Below are 13,799 nucleotides of genomic sequence, written 5' to 3'. Positions count from 1 at the left end.
GGAGTTGGCATGTCGTTCGATGGGTTGCAAATTGGAAAACGAAGTTCGCAACTGTGGATTGAGATCGATCGCGCCGAAAAGGCTAACGCCATGACGGTCGACATGATGGAAGCGATGACTTCGGCGATCGTCCACGCCGGTGCTGACGAAAGCACGCAGGCGATCGTATTGACAGGGAAGGGCGAGAAGCTTTTCTGTGCGGGCGTTGACGTGCGCGAAAAGTCTCCTGATGGCGACGCTGCACGTCAGCGGGAGAGACGTTCTCGTGCGCTGGCGGCACTGCAGGATTCGGTGATGGTGACGCCGGTTCCAGTCGTCGTTGCGCTGAATGGGCTGGCTGTCGGTGCGGGCGCCATGCTCGCACTGATGGCGGATGGATGTGTCGCTGTTGAGGGGGCGGCGCTCTCTCTTCCGGAAATCGACATTGGGATTGCCACGTTTTCTGGCGCAAACATCCTCGCGGTGCTCGGCGGTCGCGCGCTCGCGGCGGACCTCGTCCAGACGGGGCGACGGCTTCCCGCCGCGGACGCGCTCGATCGCGGCTTGATCAGCGCAGTGGTCGACAGAGAAGTACTGGAACAGGCGGCCACGACAATCGCAGAGACACTGGGCTCCAAAAACCGCGCGGCCTTCGCCGACAACAAACGCTGGATCAATCGGGGCCTGCGTTCCGCGCTCGAGGAGGCCCGCGCGGAGCACGCACGGCATCGGGTCAAGCTACAGGAGGCTGGAAAGTGATGTGGCTGACGAGAGGCAGAAAGTGATCACGAATCTATTCGGAGACGGATGTGGCAGATCTTGAAATCAGCAGAGTGGGTCGAGTAGTGATTGCTACGCTGAATCGGCCCGAAAAAAAGAATGCGTTGAGCGAAGACATGCTCGAGTTGCTGCGCAATGAGCTGAAGCAAGCAAACGACAACGATGACGTGGGGTGTTTCGTCCTGACAGGAGCAGGGGATGCCTTCTGCTCGGGTGGGGACCTTGGACGTCGCGCGGCTGAAGGCAGTGATCCCACGCCGCTCGAGCGGAAACACAGGCTGCAACGCGTGACGCACAAGGTTGCGTTGGCGATAGAGGAATTCGAAAAGCCGTTGATCGCCGCAGTGAACGGTGCGGCGGTCGGCGCGGGCATGGATCTGTCGCTCATGTGTGACATCCGTTTCGCCGCGCGATCCGCTCGGTTCGCAGAAGCGTACATTCGTGTCGGACTGATCCCCGGTAACGGCGGCTGTTACTTCCTCCCGAGACTGGTGGGTCCCGCCAAAGCGCTGGAACTTTTGTGGACTGGCGACTTCGTCGACGCAGAAGAGGCGCACAAGCTTGGCATCGTCAACCGCGTGACGCCGGATGAAAGTCTCCAGGACGAAACTTTGGCATTCGCGGCCCGTCTGGCGGAGGGACCGCCGGTTCAGACACGCGACATCAAGCGGCTGATGTACCAGTCAATGCGCACTGATCTTCGGACGAGCCTTGAGACGACCTCCGCTCTGATGGCGGTAGTCCAGTCGACCACGGACTACCGGGAAGCCATTACGGCGTACAAGGAAAAGCGCAAAGCCGAATTCAAGGGACGATAGCGGCCCAACGGCTGCTCGCAGCATGGCCGGAAACGGACATCGACTTGACCAGGACAGATCATGCAACACGTCGTGCGCTCATTGAGATGGAACATCGATAAGTGGTTCGGTCCCGCCTGCCGGGATCGAGTCATTGTGACGAGGGCCCAGAGTGCGAGGCTAGGCGTGAGGTGTGTCTGTGTTCGTGAAAAGGACTCGGAGAGAGAGGTGGCGCTGTTCTTGTTCCGGCATAGGGACGGCTCCTGGAGCGTTGCGCCCCCTTCCCAGCGTCGACCGTCATTCGCATACGGGATGCAGGCGACATGCAGTATCGACTGAACGCGCCATGAAATGCGGACGCACGAGGACCGCTGTAGGTCTTCAGAAATAGTGAACACGTATTGACTGAAAGCCAATAGCGATGACCTTAGCGCCGCCGTAGCATGGTGTGACAGACTAGGACAACCAATATGTTAGATGTTCTTGTGATTGGAGGAGGCAACGCCGCATTGTGCGCCGCAATCATGGCACGTGAAGCGGGTGCAAGCGTACTTCTGCTGGAAGCGGCTCCGCGGGAGTGGCGTGGTGGGAATTCGCAGCATACGCGCAACCTCCGCTGTATGCATGATGCACCCCAGGACGTCCTCGTCGACACCTATCCCGAAGAAGAGTTCTGGCAGGACCTTCTGAAGGTAACCGGCGGCAATACGAACGAGGAACTGGCTCGTATCGCCATTCGCGCGTCGTCGACTTGCCGCGACTGGATGAGAAAACACGGTGTGCATTTCCAGCCGCCGCTGTCGGGTGCCCTTCATGTAGCCCGTACCAACGCTTTCTTCATGGGGGGTGGGAAGGCGCTCGTCAACGCCTACTATCGGAGCGCCGAAGCACTCGGCCTCGGCATCCGGTACGACGCCCCCGTCGATTCCATTGAACTCGATGGAACGCGCTTTGTTGCCGCAAGAGTGGGCAACGAGCGCATCGAAGCGAAGAGCTGTGTGCTTGCAGCCGGCGGTTTCGAATCGAATCGCGAATGGCTGCGCGAGGCGTGGGGGCAGGTGGACGGAGTCTGGGTGGCTGACAATTTTCTGATCCGCGGCACACGCTTCAATCAGGGAACGTTGCTGAAGTTCATGATCGACGCGGGCGCGGATGCCATCGGTGATCCGTCCCAGTCGCATTGCGTGGCCATCGATGCTCGAGCGCCGCTCTACGATGGGGGAATCTGCACGCGCGTGGACTGCGTTTCGCTCGGTGTGGTGCTCAACCGTGAAGGCAAACGGTTTTACGACGAGGGCGAAGACTTCTGGCCCAAGCGGTACGCAATCTGGGGCCGCCTCGTCGCGCAGCAACCAGGTCAGATAGCGTATTCGATCATCGACTCCAAAGCGATCGGTCGCTTCATGCCTCCCGTATTTCCGGGTACCAAAGCCAATTCATTGCGCGAGCTGGCACTCGCGCTGGGTTTCAACGAGGACGAATTCCTGGAGACGATCCATACGTACAACAGGGCTTGCCAGCCCGGTACGTTCAATCATGCGGTGCTCGACGACTGCCATACGGTTGGACTGAACCCGCCTAAGACGCACTGGGCTCAGCCGTTGGACTGGCCTCCTTTCTACGCCTACGCATTGCGTCCGGGCATCACCTTCACTTATCTGGGGCTGAAAGTTAACTCGGAGGCCGCCGTTCATTTCGGTGGTGAGCCATCGCGAAACCTGTTCGTTGCGGGAGAGATGATGGCGGGAAACATTCTCGGCAAGGGCTATACCGCGGGCGTCGGTATGTCGATCGGTACAGCCTTTGGCCGGATCGCTGGCACTCAGGCCGCGGCAGCGGCGCAGCAATACAGGGAAGCTACCCATCATGCAGTCGCTTGAAGCATTGACCCGCGAGGCGGCGGCCCTCGCAGAAAACGAATCGGTCGCCCGCACGGATATGACGCACGCGGAGAAGGAAGTCAGCCGCATCATGCAGATCTGCAATGCGTGCCGGTATTGCGAAGGATTCTGCGCGGTCTTTCCGGCAATGACGCGCCGGCTCGAATTCGGCAGGGCCGATGTGCACTTCCTCTCGAATCTGTGCCACAACTGTGGCGCATGTCTGCATGCGTGCCAGTACGCGCCACCGCACGAGTTCGCCGTCAACGTGCCGCAGGCGATGGCAAAGGTGCGCGTGAACACTTACACAGAGTATGCGTGGCCCGTCTCGTTCGGTGCACTGTATCGGAACAACGGTATGACCGTCGCTCTGGCACTGGCTGCAGGCCTCGCGCTGTTCCTCGCTCTTGCCGCGGTGGCAGGCAAACCGCAACCCGGCAGTGCGAATTTCTATAGTGTGTTTCCACACAACGTTCTCGTCCTCATCTTCGGGACGGTATTCGTTCTGGCGGGCATTGCGTTGTCGGCCGGTGTACGCAAATTCTGGAAAAACGAAAGTCCCGGTGCGGTGTCGATCGATGCGACTGCGGAAGCTGCGGTATCTGCGCTTACGCTCAGGTATCTTGGCGGCGGACACGGCGAAGGCTGCAACAACGACAGCGATAGCTATTCACTTTCCAGGCGACGGTTTCATCATCTGACGTTCTACGGTTTCATGCTGTGTTTTGCCTCGACTTGCGTCGCCACGCTCTATCACTATCTCTTCGCTCTCGAAGCGCCTTACAGTTGGACCAGTCTTCCCGTGTTTCTCGGATCCCTCGGCGGTATGTGCTTGGTCGTGGGCTGCAGCGGTCTGTTCGTCCTCAATCTCAAGCGACATCCGCTTCATGGTGATTCGTCACAGAAGGGCATGGATCGCGGGTTTATCGCGCTACTCTGGTTGGCCGGTCTCTCGGGTCTGGCACTCCTGGGTGCCCGCGACACGCTCGCCATGCCTGTCTTGCTTGCCGTGCATCTGGGCGTCGTATTGGCTCTTTTCCTGACACTGCCCTACGGCAAGTTTGCGCACGGCATCTATCGGTCCGCGGCGTTGCTGAAGTGGGCCGTCGAGAAGCGCAAGCCGTCTTCGTTGATGGTCGAGGAGTGATTGCACATTAGAGCGAGCTGCCGTGAAGGCATCGTCCTTCGCGCGAGGCAGCCAAGCAGAGCGCCGCATCCGGCTGGGACTGAAAGTATTTCAAACATAAATCGTCGCCACCGGCATTGCAGTGATGTGATGGGAGCGTATCAACTCCCGTCGGAGCGAGAGGTAGGTGTTATCGACGTTCATAGGAGGAGACACCATGAACAGAACGCTGTTGCATAAGGACCTGATCGGCGGCGCATTGCTGATTGTCGTCGGAATCGCGGTACTCATGCATTCCGTTACGTACCACATCGGCACGCTGGTTCAGATGGGGCCGGGTTTCTTTCCATTCTTTCTGGGTCTCATTCTCGGCCTGGTCGGCTGCGGGATCGCCGTTCAAGGCTATCTCGCGGTGCGTGACGCGGCGAAGCCTGATACGGCCACTGGGCGTGGCGCGGCGAAGCCTGTCACGCCCCCGGCAAAAAAGAAGCTGCGGCCTGAGTGGAAGGCGTGGATTCTGATTTGCCTTGGGATGGTTGCGTTTGTCGTTCTGACAAAGTACCTGGGACTCGTTGCAGGTACGTTCGCAGTGGTCTTCATTTCGGCGCTCGGCGATCGGGACAACAACGTCAAATCGGCGGCTCTTCTGGCATTGGCGATGGTTGTAGTCGCCGTGGTCGTCTTCTGGTGGGCGCTGCAGATTCAGTTGCCGTTGTTCAAGTGGGGTGCCGTATGATTGCTCAAACGCTGCATGATCTCATCTATGGTTTTAGCATCGCAGCGATGCCGCAAAACCTGTTGTGGTCGTTTGTCGGTGTGCTGGTTGGCAATCTGATCGGCGTGCTTCCCGGCATGGGAGCACTTTCGGCGATCGCCATGCTGTTGCCGCTGACCTATTCGATGCACGCCGTCCCGGCGCTTCTGATGCTGGCCGGGATATTCTACGGATCGCAGTACGGAGGCGCACTCGGTGCGATTTTGCTGAACCTGCCGTCGCATCCGCCGCATGCCGTAACCTGCATCGACGGATACCCGATGACGAAACAGGGGCGTGGGGGAGCTGCGCTGGGCATCACAATGGTGTCGTCATTTTTCGCGGCATCGGTCGGCATCGTCGTGATGATTTTCCTGTCGCCATGGCTCGTCAAGATCGCTTTCGATTTCGGTCCGACCGAGATCGTCTCCATCATGCTGCTCGGTCTGATTGCCGGGGCGACCATGTCCCGAGGCTCGCGCCTGAAAGGGATCGCGATGACCGTCTTCGGTCTGTTGTTGGGGATCGTCGGCACCGACGTCAACAGCGGTGTCGAGCGATTCACCTTTGGCTTCGCCGAACTGTCGGACAAAGTCGAACTCGTTGCGCTGTCAATGGGCCTTTTTGGAGTTGCCGATTTCCTGATCAACGTGAATCGGATCAGTTTCGTCGGAACGCAGACAAAGGTGCGTCTGCGCGATATGCGGCCTTCACGCGGCGAGCTGAAGCAGGCCTTCTGGCCGATGGTGCGGGGCACTTTCGTGGGGACCCTTTTCGGGGCCATGCCGGGAACCGGGCCGACTATCACCACTTTTCTTGCGTATGCGCTCGAAAAGAAGATTGCGAAGCGACCGGAGCGCTTCGGCCATGGGGCCATTGAGGGGGTGGCCAGTCCTGAAGCCTCCACGCATGCGAAAACCCAGGTCGACTTTATTCCAACCATGACGCTCGGTATTCCAGGGGATGCGGTCATGGCGCTGCTGCTGGGCGCTTTGCTGATTCAGGGATTTCAGCCCGGTCCTCAACTCATTACGCAGCATGCCGATCTCTTCTGGGGGCTGATTGCCAGCTTCTGGATTGGCAATGTGCTGCTCGTGCTGCTGAACGTGCCTCTCATAGGAGTCTGGGTAAAGCTTTTGCAGGTGCCCTATCGCCTGATGTATCCCTCTGCGCTCTTCTTCATAGCGGTGGGTGTCTTCAGTACGAACAACAGTCTTTTCGAAGTCGGTGAAGTACTGGTGTTCGGGATCATCGGGGCGGTTCTTCTCGCACTGGATTTTCCTGTGGCGACTATTCTGCTTGGATACGTTCTGGGACCTATGGTCGAGGAGAATTTTCGGCGAGCACTTCTGCTGTCACGAGGCGACCTCGCAATCTTCGTGCAACGGCCGATCAGCGCAGCGTTCGTAACGATTTGCGCGTTGATGGTCATCGGGCAATGCTTTTTCGCCTGGCGTGAGCACCGGCGCAAGCATTCGTCGGCCGCGTCGCCAGGGGCTGCGGTGCCTCCGTTGTCTCACGCTCCGCTGACCGAAGAGTGATGTCGAAGTGCCGCCGCGAGGCGGCTGCCCCGAGTGCCGGCAACGTTCACCGCCGGTAGAGGGCGGGTGATTGGCGAGCGCGATGTCGCCGGCGCCGCTGTGCAGACATAGACACCGAGCGCCGTGACGGCTGCATACGTCAAAGTAAGCCGGTTCTGACTGCAGCTGATGTACCATACGAGTGTCTTTGACCCTCGTAGGGAAAGTTGCGAAATGATGCGCTCGGTTGAACGTATTCTGGCTGTTTTCGAAAGTTTTAGCGTTGAGCGGAGCAGCCTGTCTCTTCAGGAAATCTCCGAACGCATAGAATTACCGAAGTCCACTACCTTCCGTATCGTGCAGAGCCTCGAGCGAGCCGGATATCTGGTCCGACTGGAGGATCAGCAGTACTGCCTGTCGTTTCGCTTTACGCGGCTCGCCGGTCTCGTGCGAGGCACGCTTGGTATTCGAGAGATTGCCCGTCCATTCATGACGGAACTCGCCGAGACAACCAAGGAGACGGTGTCGCTCCACACGGTCAGCGGTCCCTACCGCGTGTGCATCGATTCGATATCCACGGTCACAGCGCCTCTGAGAGCCGTGGTGCAGGCAGGCGAGCAGATACCGCTGCAGGCGGGCTCCGGCTCAAAGGTGCTGATGGCGTATATGTCAAAGGCGGATCTGACGCCACTGCTGCCGGCCGCAACGAAAGCCACCAAGCAGACGAAGGCGGCATTTCTCGAAGAACTGCAGCGCGTTCGTGAAAACGGCTACGCCGTTTCGCACGGTGAACGACTGATGGGCATCTCGGCAATCTCAGCACCGATCATGGGAGTCGACGGACAGGTCCACTATTGCCTGTCCGTTGGCGCCCCCACGGTGCGGATGCAGATGCATGAGAAGAACTTCATTAAACTCGTCGTCGCGGCAGCTGCGAATATCTCGCGTCAGTTCGGCGGCAAAAATCAGTAGAGCTGGCAGGGAGCGTACGGTGGTTCAGAAGAGCGATCCCACCATTCCTCCTTCAACCGGGATCGTCGCGCCGGTGATGAATCCGGCCTGTACCGATGCCAGAAAGGTGACCACGCCCGCAAGTTCGCTTTGGGTGCCCATCCGACCAAGAGGCGTTAACTTCTTGCGCGCTTCGGCTTGAGCAGGAGAGTACGCAGCTGATCCGGCTCGATGCGGGGTTTCGATGAGGGCGGGCGCGACACAGTTGACCGTGACGCCGCTCGCGCCAACCTCATTCGCTAGATGCTTCATATAAGCGGTCACACCGGCCCGAAAGACCGTCGACAGACTATGGTGAGCCATGGGGGCTTTCACCGAAGCTGAAGTGATCGCGATCACACGGCCCCATCCGCGTGCGGTGATCAACGGCATGGCCTGACTGACTACCTGCACCACACCCGCGAGCTGGTTCTGATACGCCTCGTCCCAGCGCGCCATATCGACCTCTTCCGTCGTCTCGCGAATCGGATTGGGCGGGCGAGGCGTGTTGAGTACAAGAATATCCAGTCCTCCAAATTCAGCTTTCATCAACTCGATCAGCGCAGTGACGTCATTGCCAACGCGCATGTCTCCCACCTTTGCAACAGCCCGCACGCCATGCTGCTGAGTGATCTCGCCCGCGACCGCCTTCAGCTTGTCCTCTGAGCGCGCAAACAGCACCACGTTTGCACCCTCCGCTGCAAGCGAGTGTGCAATGTTTCGACCCATGCCGCCACTCGACGCGGTGACCAGAGCGGTCTTCCCTTTGATGCCCAAATCCATGATTAACGCCTTCACTCTGATGGTTGAACGCTTGGTGCGGCTCTGCACTACTGAGCGGTGACTACGACTTCATCTCCTTCGACCTCGAATTGATGAGGCATGTCTTCGGAGGCCCATTCCATGTAATCGACGACTTCCTTGAATCGCGGATCGCCCGCGCGAAGTACCTCAGGGCGATAGCGGCGGTCGAACTTGACGGGAAGGAATGAGACCTTTGCGACTCCCTGAGCGGAGACGTAGGCTTTTGCGAGCAGCGCGAGCGTGCAATCCTTGCCGTAAGGCATTAGCGGATATTGTGGATCAAGGTCCATGAAGTTGCGCACGGCGCCGTGTGCCCAGGCGGGCTCATTTGTCCACGCGGGTGCTGCAAACGACTTCGTCATGGCGAAGACACCCAGGCTGTAGAAGATGACCTTGCCCTTGTAGACCTCGATAGCCTTGGGGATATGCGGAGCATGTCCGACAATAAGATCGGCGCCGGCGTCGATCGCTGCATGAGCGACCTCAACCTGATAGTCGGAGACGATTCGCGGCAGCCGTATTGCACCGGCGTGGTACGCAAGAACTACCACGTCTACCTGTTTGCGAAGCGCAGTGATGTCCTCGGTAAGGCGGGCAAGGTCCTGCGGGTTGGGAGAGGTCCATACCCGAACCGGCTGGTGCGGGCCACGGGGCTCGTACGTCGTCATCACACGGATGTTGACGACCCCTGGTTTTCCCTTGGCGGCCTCGGTTCCGGCAGTGGCGACCGACGTGTATCCGAGATAGCCGACGCGCACACCCGATTTTTCGATAATTGCCGGCTGGCGGGCCTCGTCCAGGTCCCGACCCGCACCGGTAACCTGCAGGCCGTTTTCGAGGAAGAGCTTGCGCGTGTCGAGCATGGCGTCCGGGCCCGCATCGAGACTGTGATTGTTTGCCATCGTTACTGCGTCGAACAGTCCGCTCGTGAAAAGCGTAGACATTTCGATTGGCTGGCAGACCTGCGGCGCATGGTCTGACTTCACACCACGATTGGAGTACGTTCGCATGCAGTTCACAAAGCGGAAATCGGCTTCTCGGAGCTCAGGCGCTACGAGCTCTGTATAGCCTTCGATGGGAAAGCCTTGTTCAGGCCCATGCGTGGGGCCACAATCGCCACCGATCAGAATTGAAGCAAGCTTTGTCATTCCGTCTCCTTATGTTTTGCCGGCCGTTTTCGCTGAGCCGGGGCGCTGTTGAAAGCCTAGCGCAACTAGCCATCAGGGGAAACCTGCAGAAAACGCGCAAAAAGTTTCGCCGTTACAAGTTCCAGTGACCGAAACGCGTCTTGATTAAAGAAACCCATGATAGCATTTCACGACGCTGCGATGCATGCTAAAACCCATTTATGAGTCTGGTTTCGCACGCGACGCGCTTCAATGTGGTTCACACAAGGAGACAGCGGTGACTGAGACTGAAGGATGGACTTCGCCTGCCCGCCTTGCCGGCAAAGTGGCGGTGGTTATAGGGGCAGGGCAGAGCCCGGGCGAAGGCCTGGGCAATGGACGAGCCGTGGCGATGCGTTTTGCGCGGGAAGGTGCGCGCGTGCTCGCTGTCGATAGGTTGATCGAATCAGCGCAAGAGACCGCGGGAATCATCAGAAGCGAGGGTTTCGAAGCTGATGCCATTGCCGCTGACGTCGCGCACGAGGATCAGCTCGCGAGTGCAATTTATGGCGCGCGGCAGAGGTGGGGGACTGTCGACATCTTGCACAACAATGTGGGCGTCAGCCTCGGCGGCGGTGATGCCGATCTCATGGACATCACAGAGGAGCGCTTCGACAACATCTGCCGCATCAATCTGCGCGGCACGGTGTTCGCGTGCAAGCATGCAGTCGCCATCATGCGCGAGCAGCGTTCGGGGGTCGTTGTCAATGTTTCGTCGGCGGCCGGCCCAGGCAAGTATCCGTATGTGGCCTATAAGGCCACGAAAGCGGGCGTGATCGCGTTCACGGAGCAGCTCGCTTTGCAAAATGCGCCGCATGGCATCCGTGCGAACTGCATTCTGCCCGGGCTGATTGCAACCCCAATGGCGGTGGATACACGAGTTCGCGAGTGGAACCAGAGCCGCGAACAGGTCCTGGCTGAACGGAATGCAAAAGTGCCACTCGGCCGGCAAGGCACAGCGTGGGATGTAGCGAACGCTGCCCTGTATCTGGCATCCGACGAGGCGTCATTTGTTACGGGCGTCTCTTTGCTCGTCGACGGTGGTCGAATCCTGAACCGGATTTAGAGGCAGGCGGAAGCGGCACGCGATGCCTCCGCTTCATTCTGCCGTCAGCTAGCCCCGACGATGCCCATCCAGTACTGTAACTGCCCGTCCCGAGTCTCCACCGGATATTGACGGACGTATTCGAGCGATCCGTCGTCGCAGACGCGAAATACAGTCAGCGCTGCCGGGATGGTACGGATCGCGCCCTCGACTCTCGCGGCCAACGGCTTGATACTCGCCGTCACGAGCAACTGTCCCGTGGGATCGCAGGCGAAAGTCCGAACGTGGAAGCTTCTCGTGGAAGCATGCTCGACGAGCGTTGGCTCGCCCGTCGACGAATTGATCCTGAAGACGGCGATGCTGTTCTCGCCGCCCGCGAAGACCTTCTCGCCGTTGACTTCCTCAACCCGGTCGGCTCGATTCGCAACGTAGACATAGCGGCCGGAGGGATGCACGTGGATAGGGCCGCCAAGTTGCCGCGCATCGACGCGATCAGTGGCTTCGAGCAGAGTGCAACGATAGGCCGGTCCACTCTCGATAGCGCTGTCTGTGATGCGGAACATATAGAGTTGGTTCGTACGCTCGTCCGAGACATACATCCACGGCTGCGTCGGATGAAAATCGACGTGTCTCGGGCCGAAGCCGTAGCCTTGATTCGGCGCGATCACGTCGCCCGGCGAGAGGCCACCATCGCAAAGCGGGAACAGCCTCAACGCACCGGGATCTTCCCGCTTGTCCGGCCGGGCGTGATTGCCGCGATCGACTATCAACGCTGCCCGCGCCGACGGGAGAACCCGCACCTGATGGGGATAGGCGCCGCAGTCGAGCGCATCGCTTTGGGGAATTGGCTGGCCAATGGTGCCGTCCGTCAGAAGCGGATGAACGGTCAGACCGCTCCGAGGGAAGTTGTGCGCGCTCAAAAGGTACTGTCCTGTCGGATCGACGCAGGTGTGGACGGCCCGGCGATCGAGGGTTCGCGAGGGGCCGTGCGCTGTCAGCCTCCCATCGTGGTCAATGAGGTACGCGCTTACGTGATTGAAGTCGGACTGCACGCGCGGCCCGGCGGCGCTTGTCGTCACATAGAGATACGGGCCGTTCGGATGGGGCCAGGCATACTGGACTTTTGCCGCGGTCCGAATGCTTTCGCGCCGGGTCAGGGTTGCGGCGGCGACGTCGACATCGTACCGCGTCAGAATGTCGTCGACGGCACTGTAAAGCGAAATCCGACTCATGGGATGAGTGCTCCTCAGATTACCGACCAACGGGCGAAGCCGGTGTGAACATCGGGATCGCGACGCCACTCTCGGATCTTTTGAAAACCACACGAACGCGCTGGCCAATTGCGACAGTATCGAGATCGGTGTCCACAATGTTGGTCAGCATTTTGGGACCTTCATCCAGCGTCACGTAGGCGATGCAGTACGGCGCGCCAGGGCCTCGACGCATCGCGCTGTAAGCGTAGATTTCCCCGGTGCCGGCAGCTTGCTTCCAAGACAGATCGGAGCTCCAGCAAAAAGGGCAAAGGGAGCGAGGATAGTGATGGGGCCGGCCGCAACTCGAGCAGAACTTGAGCAGCAACTGTCCTCGATCAGTAGCCTCGAAATATGGCTCATCACCCGGATTGATAGCGGGATCCTTGATTACGCGCTCTGCAACGGTAGAAGTCATGCAATTACTCCCTTTCAAGGATGACTGTTGCGCCGCCGTGGCGAGTTCCAATCGCACCGCCGATCCCGGTGGCGAGGGCAAGCGTGCAGTCTGGAACCTGTACCGAAGGATGTGCCTCGCCGCGCAACTGTCTGACCGCTTCGATGATTTTCGTCATCCCGCCGCGATTCGATGGATGGTTGTTGCATAGACCGCCGCCGTCGGTGTTGAACGGAAGCTTTCCATGACCGGAGATGAGGTTGCCGTCGGCGACGAACCGGCCACCTTCGCCCTTTGGGCAGAAACCGAGATCCTCGAGTTGCAGGATCACCGTTATCGTGAAGCTGTCGTAGATCGACGCATAGTGGATGTCCGCCGGCGTCACTCCGGCCTCTTCAAAGGCGCGTGGTCCGGTCCATGCGGCTGTGGTGTAGGTGAGGTCGATGTCCCCGCCTGTCAGGTGTTTTGCCGATTCCCCGCATCCCAGCACGCGTACGCGCGGACGCGAAAGCGACTTGGCGATCTCTGGTCTTGCCACTACGATTGCACCGCCGCCGTCGGTCACGACGCATGAATCGAGCCGGTGCAGTGGGTCCGCAATCATCGGCGAAGCCAGAACCTCCTCGACGGACACTACGGAGCGCAGCATTGCGTGCTCGTTGTATTGCGCGTGGTGAGACGCCGCGACCTTGACCCATGCGAGTTGCTCGTTCGTTGTTCCGAACTCGTGCATGTGGCGTTTTGCCGCCATTGCATAGAGGTTGAGCGGTACAGGGCTGTATGGAATCTCAAACGGAGCATCGGGAAGATTGGTGCCCCTGTTGCGCACCTGCGTACCAGCGCTTCCTTCCGAATTGGGCCGGCCCGCAAGGGTCACCAGCGCGACATTGCATTTGCCGGCCGCAATGGCTTGGGCGGCGTGCGCCACGTGGATCAAATACGAACAACCGCCCATGTCTGTGGAATCGATGTGGCGGAGCTTCGTCAGGTTCAGATAGTCCGACATCGACCAGGGGTTTGCGCCAGGTGCATCACCTGCGCAGAAAAAACCGTCGATGTCGTCACGTGTCAGGCCAGCGTCTTCGATCGCGCCCTTCGCGGCTTCGGCATGAAGCTGCGCGACCGAATGGTGGGGAGCCTTGCGCAACGGGTGTTCGTAGGCACCGACAATATAAGCCTTGCCTTTGATCGTCATACGGTACGTCTCCTGTCTCATTGATGCATCCGCAGCGTCAGCTCGCCGTGTGCCGCGAGCTGATCAGGGTCTTGATAACGGCATTTGTCGGTTTCGAGTTCCATCCAGTGAAATCG

At 59.4% G+C, this 13,799-nt stretch carries 13 protein-coding genes; 8 read left to right on the top strand and 5 right to left on the bottom strand.

Annotated elements, in window-relative coordinates; translation table 11 throughout:
* Window positions 1-9 precede the first annotated feature (9 nt).
* The 7 genes from B0G57_RS04795 (at window position 10) to B0G57_RS04765 (ending at window position 7,808) form a co-directional block, all read left to right on the top strand.
* Window positions 10-738 carry an enoyl-CoA hydratase/isomerase family protein gene (locus B0G57_RS04795; RefSeq protein WP_018439431.1) on the top strand — a complete coding sequence of 243 codons (729 nt, stop codon included), beginning with the start codon at window positions 10-12 and terminating at the stop codon, window positions 736-738.
* A 50-nt stretch (window positions 739-788) separates the two neighbouring features.
* Entirely contained in the window at window positions 789-1,577 is a 789-nt protein-coding gene (locus tag B0G57_RS04790; protein ID WP_026229442.1) for an enoyl-CoA hydratase/isomerase family protein, read from the top strand.
* A gap of 449 nt (window positions 1,578-2,026) precedes the next feature.
* Complete coding sequence (tcuA, locus tag B0G57_RS04785) at window positions 2,027-3,436, top strand: FAD-dependent tricarballylate dehydrogenase TcuA (RefSeq protein ID WP_026229443.1); 1,410 nt, start codon at window positions 2,027-2,029, stop codon at window positions 3,434-3,436.
* Complete coding sequence (gene tcuB, locus B0G57_RS04780) at window positions 3,423-4,583, top strand: tricarballylate utilization 4Fe-4S protein TcuB (protein WP_018439434.1); 1,161 nt, start codon at window positions 3,423-3,425, stop codon at window positions 4,581-4,583. Before tcuA ends, tcuB begins: the two co-directional genes overlap by 14 nt.
* Window positions 4,584-4,779: 196 nt before the next feature.
* Window positions 4,780-5,298 carry a tripartite tricarboxylate transporter TctB family protein gene (locus B0G57_RS04775; protein ID WP_018439435.1) on the top strand — a complete coding sequence of 173 codons (519 nt, stop codon included), beginning with the start codon at window positions 4,780-4,782 and terminating at the stop codon, window positions 5,296-5,298.
* A complete protein-coding gene (locus tag B0G57_RS04770) occupies window positions 5,295-6,857 on the top strand; it encodes a tripartite tricarboxylate transporter permease (protein ID WP_018439436.1) in 1,563 nt (520 codons plus the stop codon). The genes B0G57_RS04775 and B0G57_RS04770 overlap by 4 nt, the downstream gene beginning before the upstream one ends.
* Before the next feature lie 213 nt (window positions 6,858-7,070).
* The gene (locus B0G57_RS04765; protein WP_026229444.1) at window positions 7,071-7,808 is read left to right on the top strand and encodes an IclR family transcriptional regulator; all 738 of its coding nucleotides are present in this window, start codon (window positions 7,071-7,073) and stop codon (window positions 7,806-7,808) included.
* Between the two features lie 24 nt (window positions 7,809-7,832).
* Here the strand turns inward: B0G57_RS04765 and B0G57_RS04760 are convergent, their stop codons facing one another.
* Window positions 7,833-8,609 (bottom strand): SDR family oxidoreductase, encoded by a 777-nt coding sequence (locus tag B0G57_RS04760; RefSeq protein ID WP_026229445.1) that lies wholly within the window; start codon window positions 8,607-8,609, stop codon window positions 7,833-7,835.
* A gap of 47 nt (window positions 8,610-8,656) precedes the next feature.
* Window positions 8,657-9,778: a CapA family protein gene (locus B0G57_RS04755; RefSeq protein WP_020566046.1), complete on the bottom strand. Its 1,122-nt coding sequence runs from the start codon at window positions 9,776-9,778 to the stop codon at window positions 8,657-8,659.
* Between the two features lie 256 nt (window positions 9,779-10,034).
* Between B0G57_RS04755 and B0G57_RS04750 the strand changes: the two genes are divergently transcribed.
* The gene (locus B0G57_RS04750) at window positions 10,035-10,862 is read left to right on the top strand and encodes an SDR family NAD(P)-dependent oxidoreductase (RefSeq protein ID WP_026229446.1); all 828 of its coding nucleotides are present in this window, start codon (window positions 10,035-10,037) and stop codon (window positions 10,860-10,862) included.
* A 44-nt stretch (window positions 10,863-10,906) separates the two neighbouring features.
* Here B0G57_RS04750 and B0G57_RS04745 read toward each other — a convergent pair whose 3' ends face one another.
* From B0G57_RS04745 to B0G57_RS04735, 3 genes are read right to left on the bottom strand one after another with little or no spacing between them, the layout of a single operon-like run.
* The gene (locus B0G57_RS04745) at window positions 10,907-12,073 is read right to left on the bottom strand and encodes a lactonase family protein (protein WP_018439441.1); all 1,167 of its coding nucleotides are present in this window, start codon (window positions 12,071-12,073) and stop codon (window positions 10,907-10,909) included.
* Between the two features lie 19 nt (window positions 12,074-12,092).
* On the bottom strand, window positions 12,093-12,509 hold the full coding sequence (locus B0G57_RS04740) for a Zn-ribbon domain-containing OB-fold protein (protein ID WP_026229447.1): 417 nt from the start codon (window positions 12,507-12,509) through the stop codon (window positions 12,093-12,095).
* A 4-nt stretch (window positions 12,510-12,513) separates the two neighbouring features.
* Complete coding sequence (locus B0G57_RS04735) at window positions 12,514-13,683, bottom strand: thiolase domain-containing protein (RefSeq protein WP_018439443.1); 1,170 nt, start codon at window positions 13,681-13,683, stop codon at window positions 12,514-12,516.
* Between the last annotated feature and the right edge of the window lie 116 nt (window positions 13,684-13,799).

This window comes from Trinickia symbiotica (assembly GCF_002934455.1).
In the GTDB taxonomy this organism is placed as follows: Bacteria; Pseudomonadota; Gammaproteobacteria; order Burkholderiales; family Burkholderiaceae; genus Trinickia; species Trinickia symbiotica.
This window is presented reverse-complemented; position numbering and strand designations above follow the sequence as displayed.

What these genes read in the sequence shown, in the direction of transcription:
- B0G57_RS04795 (WP_018439431.1), top strand. Translation starts at nt 10, where the DNA reads ATGTCGTTCGATGGGTTGCAAATTGGAAAACGAAGTTCGCAACTGTGG.
- tcuA (WP_026229443.1), top strand. Translation starts at nt 2,027, where the DNA reads ATGTTAGATGTTCTTGTGATTGGAGGAGGCAACGCCGCATTGTGCGCC.
- tcuB (WP_018439434.1), top strand. Translation starts at nt 3,423, where the DNA reads ATGCAGTCGCTTGAAGCATTGACCCGCGAGGCGGCGGCCCTCGCAGAA.
- B0G57_RS04775 (WP_018439435.1), top strand. Translation starts at nt 4,780, where the DNA reads ATGAACAGAACGCTGTTGCATAAGGACCTGATCGGCGGCGCATTGCTG.
- B0G57_RS04770 (WP_018439436.1), top strand. Translation starts at nt 5,295, where the DNA reads ATGATTGCTCAAACGCTGCATGATCTCATCTATGGTTTTAGCATCGCA.
- B0G57_RS04765 (WP_026229444.1), top strand. Translation starts at nt 7,071, where the DNA reads ATGATGCGCTCGGTTGAACGTATTCTGGCTGTTTTCGAAAGTTTTAGC.
- B0G57_RS04760 (WP_026229445.1), bottom strand. Translation starts at nt 8,609, where the DNA reads ATGGATTTGGGCATCAAAGGGAAGACCGCTCTGGTCACCGCGTCGAGT.
- B0G57_RS04755 (WP_020566046.1), bottom strand. Translation starts at nt 9,778, where the DNA reads ATGACAAAGCTTGCTTCAATTCTGATCGGTGGCGATTGTGGCCCCACG.
- B0G57_RS04745 (WP_018439441.1), bottom strand. Translation starts at nt 12,073, where the DNA reads ATGAGTCGGATTTCGCTTTACAGTGCCGTCGACGACATTCTGACGCGG.
- B0G57_RS04740 (WP_026229447.1), bottom strand. Translation starts at nt 12,509, where the DNA reads ATGACTTCTACCGTTGCAGAGCGCGTAATCAAGGATCCCGCTATCAAT.
- B0G57_RS04735 (WP_018439443.1), bottom strand. Translation starts at nt 13,683, where the DNA reads ATGACGATCAAAGGCAAGGCTTATATTGTCGGTGCCTACGAACACCCG.